Below are 15,916 nucleotides of genomic sequence, written 5' to 3'. Positions count from 1 at the left end.
CACTTCCCCCTGTCATCGGTGCCTATATCGATCCAGCTACGCTCCCCGGCCTGGTAATTGACGATGAACACAATGATGTCCAGTTCATTGGAAAATGGACGAAGGGAGAAGGTCTGAAAGGCTACATTGGCAATCATTACGTCTACCACGGGAAAGGCCCGAAAGCTGAAATTCACTTTAAGTTTCAGGTGAAACAATCAGGAAAGTATGAGGTCCGACTGGCTTATGGCCATCATAAAAATCGCGCCAGCAATACGCCGGTAACAATTCGCTCATCACAGGAAACTAAAACGGTTAAAATCAATCAACAAATTAAACCTCCGTTAAAAAATGGGTTTATTTCACTGGGTGCATTTCAATTTGAGAAAAACCAACCCATTAAAGTTATCATGTCAAACTCCGGTGTCGATGGTAATGTGCATGCTGATGCGATCCAGGTTCTTCCAATTGAATAATCAGTAATTATACATTTCCAAAAACACGGACTTACTGCTACTGCTTGAAGCACGTATCAAAAGATCTAACTGAACCTGAGCAAAGCGATCTTTGTTTTATTCGACGAGAGAAGGATGACAGAGCTACCGCTAGCTTCTCTACCTCACAAATCACCCCGCCCGGCGAGTTCTCTCCGATCTCTCGCTTTGAAATTCTATCGAATGACGGTTTTGGTCCTCATCGTCTGTCTAATCAAAGATTATTACGTGCGTGTCCGTGTACAGGGAGAGTTCCCCATCGAATTACACGAAGTCAAATCCATTCTGCCAGAAGCCGAAGCACTCCGTGTAGATCACTCTGAACGCATGGGGCTTTTCATTCTTGATCAAAACCAGCAGACCATTGGATATGCAGTTCGCACTTCTCCCATTTCAGATGAGATCATAGGTTACTGTGGTCCTACTGATACCCTGCTTGTTTTTGAACAGGCCACTGGAAAAATAGCAGGTCTGTCAATTCGCCGCAGTGGTGATACCACTTCGCATGTCAAAGATGTACGCAAGAATCAGTATTACATGAATCGGTGGAAACAGTATTCGTGGGATGATTTAGTCATTTTGGATCTGACACAGGGTGACATTGAAGGCGTCTCAGGAGCAACTATGACCAGCATGGGTATTGCGCATGCCATTGCATTTCGCATTCAGCATTCCCACAAAAAAATAACTGACATGCAACCATTTAATCTTCAACCTGCAGACGGATTGCTGATTTTCTTCTGCTTCGCAGCATGCCTGATCACCTTCACTCGCCTCAAACAATATCACTGGTTACGGAATCTTTTTAAACTTTCCGCTCTCATCTACTTGGGATTTCTGAGTGGTGATCTGCTCGCGGAATCACTCTTTGCTGGTTGGGCCAGATATACCATTCCCTGGCGCCAATTCTTTGGCCTGGTTGTTTTGGCGGCATGCGCATTTCTGATTCCCTGGACAACCCGTAGAAATATTTACTGCCAAAGTCTCTGCCCACATGGTACCGCACAGGAATTACTAGGAAAATTTGTTCCTGCGAAACGCAAGTGGAAAATCAGGGCTGATGTCAAAAGAGCGCTCCGCTGGATTCCGGGATTCTTGATCTGCCTGATTCTCATCATTATTTTTTTAGATCTCCCCATCGATCTGGCCGAACTCGAAGCATTTGATGCTTATCTGCTGACATCAGCCGGCGTACTCTCGATTTGTATTGCGATCACTGGCCTAATGGCATCGTTGTTCGTCCCACAAGCGTACTGCCATTATGGTTGCCCGACCGGAGCGATTTTAGAATTTATTCGATCACATGGAAGAGCGGATCACTTTGGAAAGGCTGATTTTGTAGCAGCTCTGTTTCTAATTATGGCGATTCTATTTAATCAGTATGCAGAAATTCTGAAACAGTTTATTTTTCAATAAACGAAATTCTGTTTAGTTCGTCGATTCCTCATTCTGATTTTGATACTGCAAGATTGATTTACTGATGACATTAATCAGTTTTTGTGTTTTATAGGGCTTCTTCAAAAAAAGAGTCTCACCCGACTTCGGTATCTGGCTGACGAAGTCTTTTTCACTCAGTCCACTGGTTAAGATCACGGGAACATGAATGCCCTTTGAATTGAGTATTTTGAGCGTTTCCATACCGCTCATTCCCGGCATCGTAATATCCAGTAAAACAGCACTGATTGAATCACGATTCTGTTCAAAGATTTCGATGCCTTCTCTGCCGGAATTTGCTATCAATACAGAATAACCAAAACGTTTTAAAATATTGTCAACCACATTACAGACCGCTTTGTCATCATCAATCACTAATATATAACCCACATCGGCAGGTACCAGTGTCTCAACACTACTATCAGTATTTGAATCCGCTTCCAAATCTGACTCGAATGGTAATATGACGCGAAAACAAGATCCCTGATCAACGGCTGACTGCACCCAAAGCCCGCCATGATGCCCGCGAATGATCCCCGATACTCCAGCCAGACCAAGCCCCCGACCCGTAAATTTTGTTGTAAAAAAGGGATCGAACATTTTAAACTGACAGTCCTCGTCCATCCCAATCCCGTCATCCTCTATTTCAAAGAAGACGAATTTGCCAATTTTGATATTCTCGCAAAAATAATAGCTGGCACAATCCTCTTCTTTCAGATCCATGACTCCCGTTCGCACCTTGATATGCCCTGCTTTACTCTGACTTTGAACCGCTTCAGAAGCATTCGTCAGTAAATTTAGCACCACTTGTTCAATCTGTCCGGAATCGCCATGAATTAATAGATTTTCTTTAGACAAATCCATTTCAATATGCGCATTGGGAGAGACGATTGTTTTCAGAATCTCGATGGTTTCCTGAAATATTTGATTCAGATTGAATGTACTGGAAGCAAAGGTCCGTCGTCCGGAATATGCCAGCAAACGTTCACAGATTTTCGCCGCGTGCCGCGCCGCGATTTCAATATTTCGTACATTTTGAATGACTGGCGAATCGTCTTTTAATTCCAATAACGCCAAATCGGTATTTCCTAGAATCGCCAGCAATAAATTGTTGAAATCATGTGCCACACCGCCTGCTAGAACTCCAAGACTCTCCAGTTTCTGAGCGTGTAACATTTGAGCGTGTAGCTGATCTTTTTCCTCTTCAATTTGAATCCGATCGGTAATATCACGAATCACCTGAATATAACCAGTGATTTGATTATCAGAACGACGCAACGGAGTCACGATGGTTTCACCCTGAAATAGAGTACCGTCGGCTCTGATATATTCCATGATGAATGGTTTCAAGACACGCGAATTGGGATAAGAAACTCTTAAAAATTCATCCTCATATCGATCACTTGAAGTAACGATCTCACGAATAGGTCGGCCCAGCAGGTCTGCTTCTTTGCAACGAAAATAGATTTGAATTGATTCATTACACATCACAATATTGTGACTGCGGTCAGTCACAACCATGGCATCAGTCACAGAATGAAAAATGGTCTGCAGTAAAATGCGTTGTCGATTTAATTGCTCAACGGTTTTCTTACGTGCAGTCACATCAATGGCCAGTCCAATACAACCAATGATTTCATCGGTCGTATTTCGCAATGGTTCAATATGAATATCCATAATCGAATTTTGCAATTGTTGCTCAAACCGGACCGATTCTCCTTTTAAGGTCCGCTCATGCATCGCAGTCATATTGATTGAAGCATCTTGGGCATCATGAAAATCATAAAACGCCCGCCCCACAATTTCATTGGGCTGAATCCCCAATTGATTCAAGCCTGCACCCACAAGAGATGTATATTGGTTTTCACAATCGGTGGTCCAGAGAATCGCTGGAATCTGATCCATAATAATTCGCAATCGGGCTTCATTCTCCAGCCGAATTTGTTGCGATCGTTTCAAATCATCAATATCAATGTGAGTACCGATGAGTTGCAAGGGAGCAGCCTGAGGGCTAAATGTCGAAAACTTGCCTCTTGTTAAGATCCACTTCCAGTTGCCATCCTTTTTCTTCATACGGACTTCTGCTTCGTATGAAGAATTTTTGCCAGTGATATAATCATCCAACAATTTTAATGTGAGTGCTAAATCGTCTGGATGTATCAGATTTTTCCATGCACTGAAAGTGGCTGAAAATTCATTGGGTTCATAGCCCAGCATGGAATACCAGCGATCATCATATTTGACTTTCTCTGTGAGAATATCATAATCCCAAAATCCCATATCAGAACCACGGGCGGCCATCGTGATTCGGAGTTCACTCTCCTGTAACTTCTTCTCAGACTGTTCACGACTTAATTCTGTAGCTGCTCGAAACGTATAGTTTTTTATGGCCGGAATTTCACACAGATTATCATAGATAGGACGATCACCCAGCAAAACCAGGTGTCCCTGAATCTCGCCATTCCGATTAATCATCGGAACACTGAAATAGGATTCAATTTGATGGTCGACTAAGAACTGATCTTCTGGATAGAGAGCCGCGACCTCATTATGAATAACGAATGCTTCATGATTTACGGCATGTTCACATGGCGAACCGGAAACTTCATATTCAAAGTCAGGAATCAGTTCGCCGTTAAGACAAGCACCTAAGGTCTGGCAAGTTCGGACTTCCTCATCAAACAACCGATGTTGCACCAGAAAGACACATTTCAATCTTAAAGCATCTGCTAACTCTTTTACCAGACGTTTGAAAAATTGAGTGCCGGTAACCCCACTTGTCGCACTTGAAAGTGAATGCAATAAACGTTCGTTTTGTCGTTGACCGGTAATATCATTAATCAGCCAGAGTTCTTGCCCTGTTTCATTCGGCAGTGTGACTTCACAGAGATGCAAACGCTTATTATTATCATTGCGTTTAAACCAGATTTCTGCCTCTCTGGAACGATCTGTTGAATTTAATTCTGAAGCGAAACTGGTTTTCAGTTCAAATAACTGTTTGAGATTTTCCTCAAAGATCTCCGAGTTATGCTCAGAGCCCCCCAATAACTCATCTGCCCTCTCGTTAATAAAGAGCATTTCTTCAGTACATAAAACTGCACCAGAGGGAATACTTTCGATTATTAATTTAATAGATGCAATATCAGTGGTCTGAGGGTAGGATTCTGTTGGTGAATATTTCACTTTTGACGTAGAATCAATACGGAACTGATTTATCTTCCCCCTGGATGATCTTAAATTTGATTCCATTCAAATTCTCTCCCAGATACGTTTCAAATGTTCAAACAAATAAACAAGCTTCTACAACTGTCGAGTTTGATTTGACACAGGTTAACATATGCTACAGAATTGAAGCTAGATTCGATATCCCAAAAACTCATTCCTACTCATTTGACTCGGAAAACATACTTTCCGGGTCTCCCACCTGTTTTGTTCAAAGATAGAAAGCCCACTGCAGTGAAGAATTTTCTAAAAATTGGCTTATGCCTGATCTCTGCAACGATCTTGATTCTTTCAAACCGCGAAGTTCAAGCAGATCAGCAGTACCTGAAATTGAATCCCCAAGATCATGTGGTTTTCATCGGAAATACATTTGCAGAACGTATGCAGAATGCCGGGTATTTTGAAACCCTGCTCCATAGTCGTTTTCCTGACAAGCAACTTGTTGTTCGAAATCTTGGCTGGTCTGCTGATGAACTCACTTTGCGTCCGCGTTCAAAAGATTTTCAGGATCACGGCCATAACCTGGAAGACCATAAGGCAGATGTCATCATTGCCTGCTTTGGATTTAACGAGTCTTTTGCTGGAAAAAAAGGGCTCGCAAAATTCGAAGCAGACTTAAACAAATTTATCGACACGACACTTCAGGCAAAATACAACGGAAAGACCAACCCGCGTCTGGTTCTTTTCTCACCCATCGCCAATGAAAACCTGAACCGACATGGATTAACTGATTGCAAAGAAAACAATAAACGCATTGAACTTTATACTGCTGCCATGCAGAAAATCGCGAACGAGAAAAACGTATTGTTTGTGGATCTGTTTACTCCCAGCAACAAATTGATGAATAACGGAAAACATCCGTTGACATTTAACGGAATACATCTGACCGATTACGGATACCAGCAGCTTGCCCCTGCCATAGATGTGGCGTTATTTGGACCACGTATCAAATCGGGCTCCACTGTTGACATAAAAAAACTGCGAGCGGAAGTTTTGGAAAAGAATCTGCAATTCTGGTACGACTATCGAGCCGTCAACGGTTACTATATTTATGGCGGCAGGAAAGCACCTTTTGGAGTGGTCAACTTCCCAGCCGAATTTGCGAAGCTACGCAAAATGATTCAAAATCGCGACCAGCGAATCTGGGCTGTTGCTCAGGGTAAAACGGTTCCGACAAAAATTGATGACAGTCAGACGGGTGACTTTGTTGACATTAAAACGAATGTAAAAGATCTTTCTTCAATCAAGATTACTTCACCTCAGGAATCACAAAATAAATTCGAATTACCCCCCGGATTTGAAATTAACCTGTTCGCATCCGAAGTCGAATTCCCGGAGTTACAGAATCCAGTCCAATTCGCTTTTGATAACAAAGGGCGACTCTGGGTTTGCACCATGGAATCCTACCCGCAATATCTACCCGGAAAAAATGTCGATGATAAAGTTTTGATTTTTGAAGATACTAATGGAGATGGTCGGGCAGATAAACAAACGATATTTGCAAATGGGCTTCACCTGCCAACCGGAATTGAACTGGGAGACGGCGGTGCTTATGTTGCTCAACAACCGAACATCGTCTTCCTGAAAGACACCGACGGTGACGACCACGCCGACTATAAAGAAATCGTTTTACACGGGTTTGATTCAGCCGACTCTCATCACTCCATCAGTGCTTTTACATGGGGTCCCGGCGGAGACCTGTACTTTCAGGAAGGCACGTTCCATCATTCGCAGGTCGAAACGCCTTATGGACCGAGGCGTCTTAAAAATGCCGGCATCTTTCGCTATGAACCACGAACAGAAAAGTTTGATATTTTTGTTTCATACAGCTACGCCAACCCCTGGGGACATGTATTTGATCGTTGGGGACAGAATTTTGTCGCCGATGCCTCCGGAGGGGCTAACTATTACGGCACCGCTTACTCCGGCGATCTGGACTACCCGCGCAAACACGCCGGGATGAAACAATTCCTGAAAAAACAATGGCGTCCCACTGCCGGTTGTGAATTCGTTTCCAGTCGTCAATTTCCGGATGAAATGCAAGGGAATTATCTGCTAAATAACTGCATCGGTTTTCATGGCGTGCTGCAGTACAAAATGAAAGAAGATGGCTCGGGCTTCGCCGCGGATCCGGTTGAGCCACTTGTCAAATCGACGGACACAAACTTTCGACCTGTTGATTTGCAGTTTGGCCCTGACGGTGCACTGTACCTGATTGACTGGTTTAACCCACTCGTAGGTCATATGCAACACTCAATCCGAGACCCCAATCGTGACGCTCAGCATGGTCGTATCTGGCGTGTCACTTACAACAAGAAACCGTTATTAAAGAGTCCTGATCTTGCGAAAGCCTCGATCCCCGAACTGCTGGACCTGCTAAAAACTTACGAAGATCGCGTTCGCTATCGCGTTCGTCGCGAACTGCGAATTCGAAATACTGAAAAAGTCATCTCTGCGGTTAACAAATGGGTAGCTGCACTCGATACCAAAGATCAGGATTATCAGCACAATCTGCTCGAAGCATTATGGGTTCATCAGAATCTGGATGTTGTTGATACTGTATTTCTGAAAAAAATGCTGCGTTCACCAGAACCCAAAGCACGGGCGGCAGCAACGCGTGTCTTATGCTACTGGCGTGATCGGGTCAACAACTCACTCGATTTACTGCAAGTCCAGGTGAATGATGACAATCCCAGAGTCAGGCTGGAAGCAATTCGAGCGCTCAGCTTTTATCACGATCCCAAAGCGCTTGAGATTGCCGTGGAATCACTGATTCATCCACAAGACTATTATCTTGAGTACACTTTAAAAGAGACCATGGACACTCTCGAAAAAAGAATGGAAGCCGAATAATTTTCGAGTTTGCCCTGAAGCGTCTACAATATATTGCCCAGGGAAGAGAACCTCTTGCGTCCCTGGGCACCTTCAATTTGCATTGCAGTCATTCATCTGAAAACTGCCGCACGATTTAATTGACTGTCAAAAACCTTATTGCAGAGTGATTTCTAAAATGAGAATTCCGGTAAGTTATATTTCAACCCTGCTTCTGTCGGGAATAGCATTATTTTTCTGTCATGGATCTGTGGAATCAACGTTCGCTCAATCTCAGAGCAGCAGTGTAGCGCCCTTAATGAAATTGTTGAAGAGTGGGCGTATTCCGGCTCAAAGACAGGGAACCATTATTGAACTGATCTGCCGCAAAGGAAATCAAGACGATCTGGGATATATCTGGGAGCAAATAATAACAGACAAGCTCAAAGGTGAAATGAAAGAAAAGTCACTGCTTTCTTTGAAAGAATCATTCCAGAATCGAAAAATCGTTCCGGCAGGTTCACTCAATGGAATCGCTGCTCTCATCGATCAAAAGCCCCCTCTCAATCAGACAGCAGTCGAACTGGCCGGTTTATGGAAAGTCCCCTCCGCAGCGGAACAGCTCCAGGAATTAGCTTTATCCAAAACCACAAATAACAAACTGCGAATAGCCGCCATAGATGCCCTTGTTTCCATCGGAGGCCCGGAAAGCATAAAGGCCATGCAGGAACTCACTCGCGATCACTCTCCGAATGAAATTCGTTATCTGGGAGCGGCTGCTCTAGTTTCTCTCGATCTAAATCAAGCCATTGATGCAGGTCTCAAAATTTTAACATCGAATGAATCGGGAGACCCCACTCCTTTGATAGCCGCGATTCTAGACAAACAGGGTGCCGCGGATCAATTTGCATCAGCGATCAATTCCCAAAAAATCTCAGAAGACGTCGCAAAAAAACTCCTGCGATATATGTATTCTGTCGGACGTAGCGATAAATCATTAAGTGATGCACTCAGTAAAGCGGCCGGCATGGCGGGAGCAGAAAAGAAACTCACAGAATCTGAATTTAAACAGCTCGTTGTAGATGTCATCTCAAAAGGTGATCCCGAACGCGGAGAAAAGATTTTCCGTCGTTCCGATCTCAGTTGCATGAAATGCCATGCTGTCAGTAAAGCGGGTGGTGAAGTGGGACCAGATTTGAGTCCCATCGGCGCCAGCTCTCCCGTTGATTATCTCCTACGTTCGATACTCTATCCGAACCAGGCAGTCAAAGAAGCCTATCAGACTTATATGATCATCACCTCGGAAGGAACAATCGTTCGAGGTATTATCGTCGACCGAAATGAGGAACGGATTATTCTAAAAGACGCCAACGGTAAACAAATCGTGATCCCCGTCGATGACATTGATGATGAAGCAGAAGGAGGCTCATTGATGCCTCAAGGATTAACAAAGTTTCTTACCAGAGATGAACTGGTTGATATCGTCAAGTATCTCTCTGTTCTCGGAAAACCGGGCAGTTACGCCGTTCGTTCCAAACCAACAATTCAACGCTGGTTATTAATGAAAAATATTCCAGAACTGATTTTATCAAACGAGCATCCTGACGAAGAACTCTTTGAAGAACATGTACTTCGTGCTTCGGGTACTGAGTGGACTCCACAATATGCAATGGCCGCAGGATTACTTCCCTTCGAAGAATTAAACAGTTTAGCCACAAATTCTAAACTACTGCTTCAGGCAGAAATCAATGTAACCGAATCAGGATCAGTCGGTTTTCGTATCAATTCTGCAGCAGATACAAAAATCTGGATTGATGCACACGCTTTAGAGTCTAAACTCGAGAATCAGTTTCCTCTTGAAAAAGGGCTTCATAAACTGACACTGCTGGTCGATCTGGAAAATCGAAACGATAGAGGCATTCAGGCAGAATTCTTCAAACCCGCTGATTCGAAAGCATCTTTTACAGTGGTTGGTGGTAAATAGACGAACGTTCCTGATTCCCGGTCGTTAGAGAGCATACCGTTTAACACAGCGCCTTGCACTCTATTATTCTCGTTTCAAATGGTCTTGGAGACGCTGCAGTAATCCTGGACACAGGCTATAACGTTGGCTTACGGGCTTCGATGGCATTCGAAGAATCAACTGCCTCGGGAATATAAGGATGAGTTTTCTGCCATTCCGACCAGAATGTGGCGGCGTGAGTATTGCGCCAAAGTGCTAATGCATTTCCCACATGGCTGTAAAACGTATATTTCTGCAGAATCTCTGCTTCCGTATGTGTGGTGGTATTTTTAATCACCCATTTGGCAGCCTTCACAATTTGCTCATGAGGCGGATGTAATTCCTTCGGGGCAATCGCCAACCATTCCAAATGATGTCCCGTTGCAATTACATTTTTATAATCGGGAATTTCCTGGGGATCTGTCAAAGCAGTTTTTCCATCCATCCAGTTCGCCGGCCAATGGCCATCCTCAAACTGACAAACGCTGATTAAATCACGCACTCGTTCCAGATATGCATACGCCTGTGCTCTGACCTGGTCAGATAAAATATCAAATTCATCATCCAGACGAATCAGCAACATCAATGAATAAACACGGTGCGTCCCCACACAGACTCCAAACCGCTTATGTCCTCGCAGTAACCGCAGCGCAATCTGATCAAATGAGACAGCACGACCATCAGTCGTCTTCCATTGTTTCACAGGAGGAATCCAAAGACCAAAGGCCATTGCAGACCACTCCACTTCCCGCTCATCCAACCGAAAGTCACGCAATGACTGTTGAATGACATCGTTAATATCCATATCTCGTCGTGATGGAGCAAAAACTGGATCATCCAGTGGAATCCCGGCTTCCGTCAACGAAGCCAGCCAGTGATCATGATGCACCGAACCACCTGCCTGGCTACCCCAGCGAATGGAAATTCCACCTGGTTCATCTATTAACAGCGGCGAAGCCTCACCACCCCATGAAGCAAGAAAACGGCCGTGGTCAACTAGAAAATCTTTCATTTCGACACCCGAAACAACATTCGGATCTTGAAACGTTGAATGAATACTCCATGTACGCAGTGCATGCTCTACATGATTCGGCTTCAGATGCTTCCTCGGAAATTTTGGCCGAACCTGTTTGAGGACTGCCGCCAATTCTTCATCAGTCACAACAGACGAATCATTATAAAACGGTTCTACACGTAATGGAATTTTGCGATCAATTTTGATTTCCGGAAACGATTGCTGCATCAGAAATACATCATTAAATTCCTGCTGAGACTCTCTCGAACCCAGTGTGTAAGCGCCACAAAAAGCGACCACTACCAGAACTTGTACTATGACCACAGTTTTCAATGACAATTTATGTGACTTCATATCGCATCTCGATTATTAGATTACTATAATTTCTTTGACCTGCTTAACGACAGATTCTGATTACTGAATGGGCTTGTTTCTTAAAAGAACTACCGAACGACCGTCTTTATATCCCACGCGCCATTCTCCATCACGTTCCAGCCGACGTAACAGATTGTTTCGACGAGGCAAATCCAACACGATTGTGTTGACTCCGTATCGCTCTAACAGTTCATCTCCATCACTACCCAGATTGACAATACGTAAATAATGATTCCACACTTCTCGTGGCAGCAAATGCACATGAGAATTCGTAAATACGGAGGCCTGCGCAGGACCTTCCCATACCAGATAGTCGCCGAGTTCCATCGAATTAAAAAGCTGACCTTCAATCTTCTTTTCTTTTAGATAGTTCACTGCACCGATGGGTGTTGACCCCGAAACACTTTTCTCAAAATCAACCTGCTTCCCATGCAGAATTTGCGATCCGATGGGAGTAATCGCAAAACAAATCCAGATCACACCTACTGAAACAACCGACCATTTCCCTGCAAAGTGAACTTCGTCCTCTTCATTTTGCTCTGTCCATCGCTTGAGTTTATATCCCCAGATAGCCGCACCATGGATCGCCAGATAATAAGCGGCAACCGGTGCCCACCAGATAATCATTCGCGAGCTCCAGAGAGCCGCTGTTCCCAGACCAACCAGAATCAGAACCTCCGCAGTAGAAATCCGCCGGGGAGAGAGCCGACAGGCAATCACAATCATTAACCCCAATAAAGCAGCCGCCTTTCCCTGATACATGCGTAACGTCAATGGGTTCCACTCGATCAATTCAGACAGATTCGCATTGGCTGAGAAAGCAAATACTTCAGTATATAATTGCAAACCATAGGGATTCACCAGCACCGCAATCGCAGATAACTCAAGCAGTAAGAAATAGCGTCGCGTCACAGTGTCTCTAAACATCGCTTTCCAGGAACCGGATTTTCTTCCCACATCCATAGCACGCCCGACCAGAAAACAGCCGATCAACCCCAGGCCAACGGGAAACGAACCATGCAGATTCGCCCAGAGAACAAAGAGTCCGGTGATCAAAAACCAATAAGAACCCCGCCACTTTCGCGCATTGAGAACGGTAAACAGCAATACAAAACAGAGTAATCCTGCCAACTGCGGTCGGACAATTCCCAACTGCTTCCAATCGCATAGCAAAAAGCCTGCCACACAAACCAGACCCCAGAGAAAACTGTCTGTTCGTTTATGAACTCGGTAAAGCAGCAATCCCATACACATGGTAATCGCAGCCGCATACAGAAACTTGATCCCAGCCACACCAAAGAACTGATAGGATTGAAAACCAATTATCTGGCTCAGCCAGGCGGTATCAATGAAGGGAATTCCTGACGAAAGCGGGACTAAAGGTTCAAAATTCGGAATACTTCCCGTTTCCCAAATCATTTTCCCATATGCCAGATGCCCCCAGATATCGGTATGCCAAAGGGGCATTGAGCTGAATAGCAAAAAAGCGAGAGACAGAATACACACCGTGAAGAATGTATATCGAGATACGCGAAGCGCTTCAGGAAAGCGATCGACCAGGATCAAGTCCTCAGAGTCATCTTCGACAGGATTCTCATTTGTAGATTCGTTTTGGTTTTCCAAAGCAGTAGCCATATTAAACAGATCAATACCAGGGAGAATGATGAAATATCATATGCTGTTTTGTAGTGTCAAACGAGATCGATAAAACATTTCTCGCAGTTTTCCAGAGGAATCAGAGATTGTCAGATTCCTGAATCTCATTGACAGCGCAGCATCACAATAGATTTGTCTATAGACAGGGTAGTTCAAGCACTCGTGCTGAGTAAAAATCACTTACTCGATTCGTGTGTGTTGATGAAATTCAACAATCACACAGAACTTTTAAAGCAAAAATAACAATTGTATCGATCTTAGCGGTAACGCTTAAGAGTCAGAGAGTGACACCCTCGACGGCACTTTGTGGGGAACCGGGATCGACGGGAGGTGCAAATAAATCGCTGGGCTTGATCGGCTTTGTCTGACCATCTGATTGGCGCAAAAAGAGCAACCCTTCCTCAGCAGTCGACTGGTGATTCCCTGGCAATGGTACATCCGCCTGAGCAATCGTCGCTCGATTCAGATCCAGGCGCTCAAACCAGGCATCAGATTCACTGCCAAAAATGTCCATCACAATTTTTACCGCTTTCTCTTTTTGCTCGTCTGAACGAAACTGCTTCCAGATTAACCGGGCAATTTGTACCCCTTTATCATACGAACGATTATTGTTCAGAGAATTCAAAATAATTTCCCAGGAACGAAAAGGCGTTTCATCAGTTTGGTAAAAACTTAACGCCAGTTCTGCACCAATTTTTGGCTCGCCGGGAGATAGCTCGATCCCCTTCTGCAAATAGACAATACGTTGATTAAGATTCTTTTCATGCCGCGCCAGATACCAGTAATATTTACCATTCCAGACAGGATGACTAATTAAATAAGTAGCAGGAATGATTAATAACTGCGAAAGAACAAAGGAAACCCGTATCATACCCGCGAATCGCGAACGATTGATTAAAACGGCTCCCGTGATCAAACCATAAAACAATCCCGTAAAATGAGCCGCGTTGGCAATATGCAGAATGTCAAATTGCGTTAACACGATACACAGCACCAGCCATCCCATCCCCCAGGTGATCTCGCGCTCGGTAAATTCTTCTGCAATCTGGGGATTGATTCGCTTGAGCATGATCAGCACGCCGAACATCGCACAGGCGCCCCCCGATAGCCCCACTGGATAATGATCCAGATAATATTCCGGCAGTAAAGAAATAAACGTCGCCAGGATCAGAAAGCCCGCATAGAGCCAGGAACGAAAAACAGGTTCGATCAATCGACCCAGATAACCAATGGCAAGGCAATTCATCACAAGATGCAACAGACCACCATGATGAAACCCGCTAATCAAAACCCGCTAATCAAAATCCGCCACCATTCCCCCGCCCATAAATCAAAGGGACCTCCCGTAGGATAGGCATCCTCTTTAATTAAGGGATGGTCATGTACGAAAACCAGGGGTTGAACGGCACCCAGTTTCCATAACGCATCATCAAACGCCTCTTCTCCATAGGATGAATTGTTCACTCGATAAATCTGAACTGCGATAAATAATCCCAATGCCACAGCGATATAAGCTGAGGTAACGGGATATTTTGAACAGATTTTTCGTAAGGTATGCAACATGGAATTAAGTTCAAAATACGATGCTGGTTTGGTTCCTTCAGCCAAAGAATAGCTGATTTCTCCCGGTTTGACACCACTAAAAGAATTCTGCAGCGGGGAACTTCGAGAAAAAAGATTTCTCTTTCCCAAATACTGATTTTCCGTTACAAAACGCTATCAATTTCTCCAATCCATGCCTTTAAGACACAAGTATGATTCATACCGGCTTTCACAGAATCCCCTGGTCAATTCTCTGTTGTATCCTGCTACTGATGGGATGCGGCCTGGCGGGAATTGCGCGCGGAGACGAACTGGCAGGTCAGGGACAATATTTTCAAAGACAATGTATCTGGATTTTCATCTCGCTCGTGGCACTGTGCGGCACGATACTCGTTCCTTACCGAAATTTACGTGGCATCAGTTATCCACTGTTTCTAGGCACGCTGGTATTTCTTGTAGCCGTCTTTTTTATTCCCGCAGTGAATGGTTCTCAGCGCTGGATACCATTAGGTTTTTTCAAATTTCAACCATCAGAACTGGCCAAAATCACCTACATCCTGGCATTAGCACATTATCTGATGTACCGAAAAAACTTCAGGCGTATTCCAGGACTCATCATTCCGTTTATTTTGACCTGCATTCCTGTCTTTTTAATCCTACGTGAACCCGACCTGGGGACCTCCCTCTTATTTTTTCCGATGCTGTTCGCGATGCTGTTTTCCGCAGGAGCACGACCGCGACACCTCATTACGATCCTCATGCTCGGAATCTGTACTTTGCCCCTGCTTTGGCTGGAGATGAACCCGGAACAAAAATCGAGAATCGTGGCGTTATTCACGCAACAGGACGGCGGAGAGTTACCCAAAGGGGACGGCTACCATCTATACCAGTCCAAACAGATGCTCGCACTGGGTGGCATCTGGGGAAGTGAAATCGCAGGCATGCCCGTGGATGACCCGGCCGCCTATCATCTCCCCGCAGGACGCACCGATTTTATCTTCTGCCTCGTCGGTGAACGCTATGGCATCATGGGCTGCCTATTCGCATTAGCAGTCTTTACTTTTTTGTTTATTCGAGGCTTACAAATCGCTACTGCGACTCGAGAACCATTTGGCAGACTCGTTGCAGTGGGAATCGTCACACTGCTGGCCTCACAGACCATTATTAATACGGGTATGACCGTCGGATTGATGCCCATCACAGGCATGACTCTTCCATTAATGAGTTACGGCGGCACCAGTATGTTGAGCACTTGCCTGGCACTGGGACTATTGATCAATATCTGCATGCATCCAGGCTACGAAATGAATGCCGAACCATTTCGGTTCTAATGCCTCTTTCTCTACGAATGCGCTCTCCATCTAATTGAGAGCGCTCGAAATAATA

The 15,916-nt window shown here is 44.6% G+C and carries 9 protein-coding genes and 1 pseudogene; 5 read left to right on the top strand and 5 right to left on the bottom strand.

Annotated features, from left to right (window positions below; all coding sequences use genetic code 11):
- Positions 1-455, top strand: a pseudogene (locus Q0668_RS02860) (NADH-dependent oxidoreductase); the annotation flags it as partial.
- A gap of 114 nt (positions 456-569) precedes the next feature.
- Positions 570-1,889, top strand: a complete 1,320-nt coding sequence (locus Q0668_RS02855; RefSeq protein ID WP_298859732.1) for a 4Fe-4S binding protein — start codon at positions 570-572, stop codon at positions 1,887-1,889.
- Positions 1,890-1,901: 12 nt separating this feature from the next.
- On the opposite strand, the gene Q0668_RS02850 is transcribed toward Q0668_RS02855, so the two are convergent.
- Positions 1,902-5,090, bottom strand: coding sequence for a PAS domain S-box protein (locus Q0668_RS02850; RefSeq protein WP_298859730.1), 3,189 nt, complete (start codon positions 5,088-5,090; stop codon positions 1,902-1,904).
- A gap of 273 nt (positions 5,091-5,363) precedes the next feature.
- Here Q0668_RS02850 and Q0668_RS02845 point away from each other — a divergent pair, with 273 nt between their 5' ends.
- Positions 5,364-7,982: a PVC-type heme-binding CxxCH protein gene (locus Q0668_RS02845; protein ID WP_298859728.1), complete on the top strand. Its 2,619-nt coding sequence runs from the start codon at positions 5,364-5,366 to the stop codon at positions 7,980-7,982.
- A 277-nt stretch (positions 7,983-8,259) separates the two neighbouring features.
- Positions 8,260-9,924 carry a HEAT repeat domain-containing protein gene (locus Q0668_RS02840; protein ID WP_298859726.1) on the top strand — a complete coding sequence of 555 codons (1,665 nt, stop codon included), beginning with the start codon at positions 8,260-8,262 and terminating at the stop codon, positions 9,922-9,924.
- A 115-nt stretch (positions 9,925-10,039) separates the two neighbouring features.
- Here Q0668_RS02840 and Q0668_RS02835 read toward each other — a convergent pair whose 3' ends face one another.
- From Q0668_RS02835 to Q0668_RS02820, 4 genes are all read right to left on the bottom strand, one after another.
- A complete protein-coding gene (locus Q0668_RS02835; RefSeq protein ID WP_298859724.1) occupies positions 10,040-11,311 on the bottom strand; it encodes a hypothetical protein in 1,272 nt (423 codons plus the stop codon).
- Positions 11,312-11,371: 60 nt separating this feature from the next.
- On the bottom strand, positions 11,372-12,967 hold the full coding sequence (locus Q0668_RS02830; RefSeq protein ID WP_298859722.1) for a hypothetical protein: 1,596 nt from the start codon (positions 12,965-12,967) through the stop codon (positions 11,372-11,374).
- A 298-nt stretch (positions 12,968-13,265) separates the two neighbouring features.
- A complete protein-coding gene (locus tag Q0668_RS02825) occupies positions 13,266-14,234 on the bottom strand; it encodes a rhomboid family intramembrane serine protease (protein ID WP_298859720.1) in 969 nt (322 codons plus the stop codon).
- 38 nt (positions 14,235-14,272) lie between these two features.
- The gene (locus Q0668_RS02820) at positions 14,273-14,680 is read right to left on the bottom strand and encodes a hypothetical protein (protein ID WP_298859718.1); all 408 of its coding nucleotides are present in this window, start codon (positions 14,678-14,680) and stop codon (positions 14,273-14,275) included.
- A gap of 62 nt (positions 14,681-14,742) precedes the next feature.
- Between Q0668_RS02820 and Q0668_RS02815 the strand changes: the two genes are divergently transcribed.
- Positions 14,743-15,861: an FtsW/RodA/SpoVE family cell cycle protein gene (locus Q0668_RS02815; RefSeq protein ID WP_298859716.1), complete on the top strand. Its 1,119-nt coding sequence runs from the start codon at positions 14,743-14,745 to the stop codon at positions 15,859-15,861.
- Positions 15,862-15,916: the final 55 nt, after the last annotated feature.

Source organism: uncultured Gimesia sp., from assembly GCF_937910335.1.
GTDB lineage: Bacteria > Planctomycetota > Planctomycetia > Planctomycetales > Planctomycetaceae > Gimesia.
Note: the sequence above shows the minus strand (reverse complement) of the source record. Positions and strands in the feature narration are given on the sequence as shown.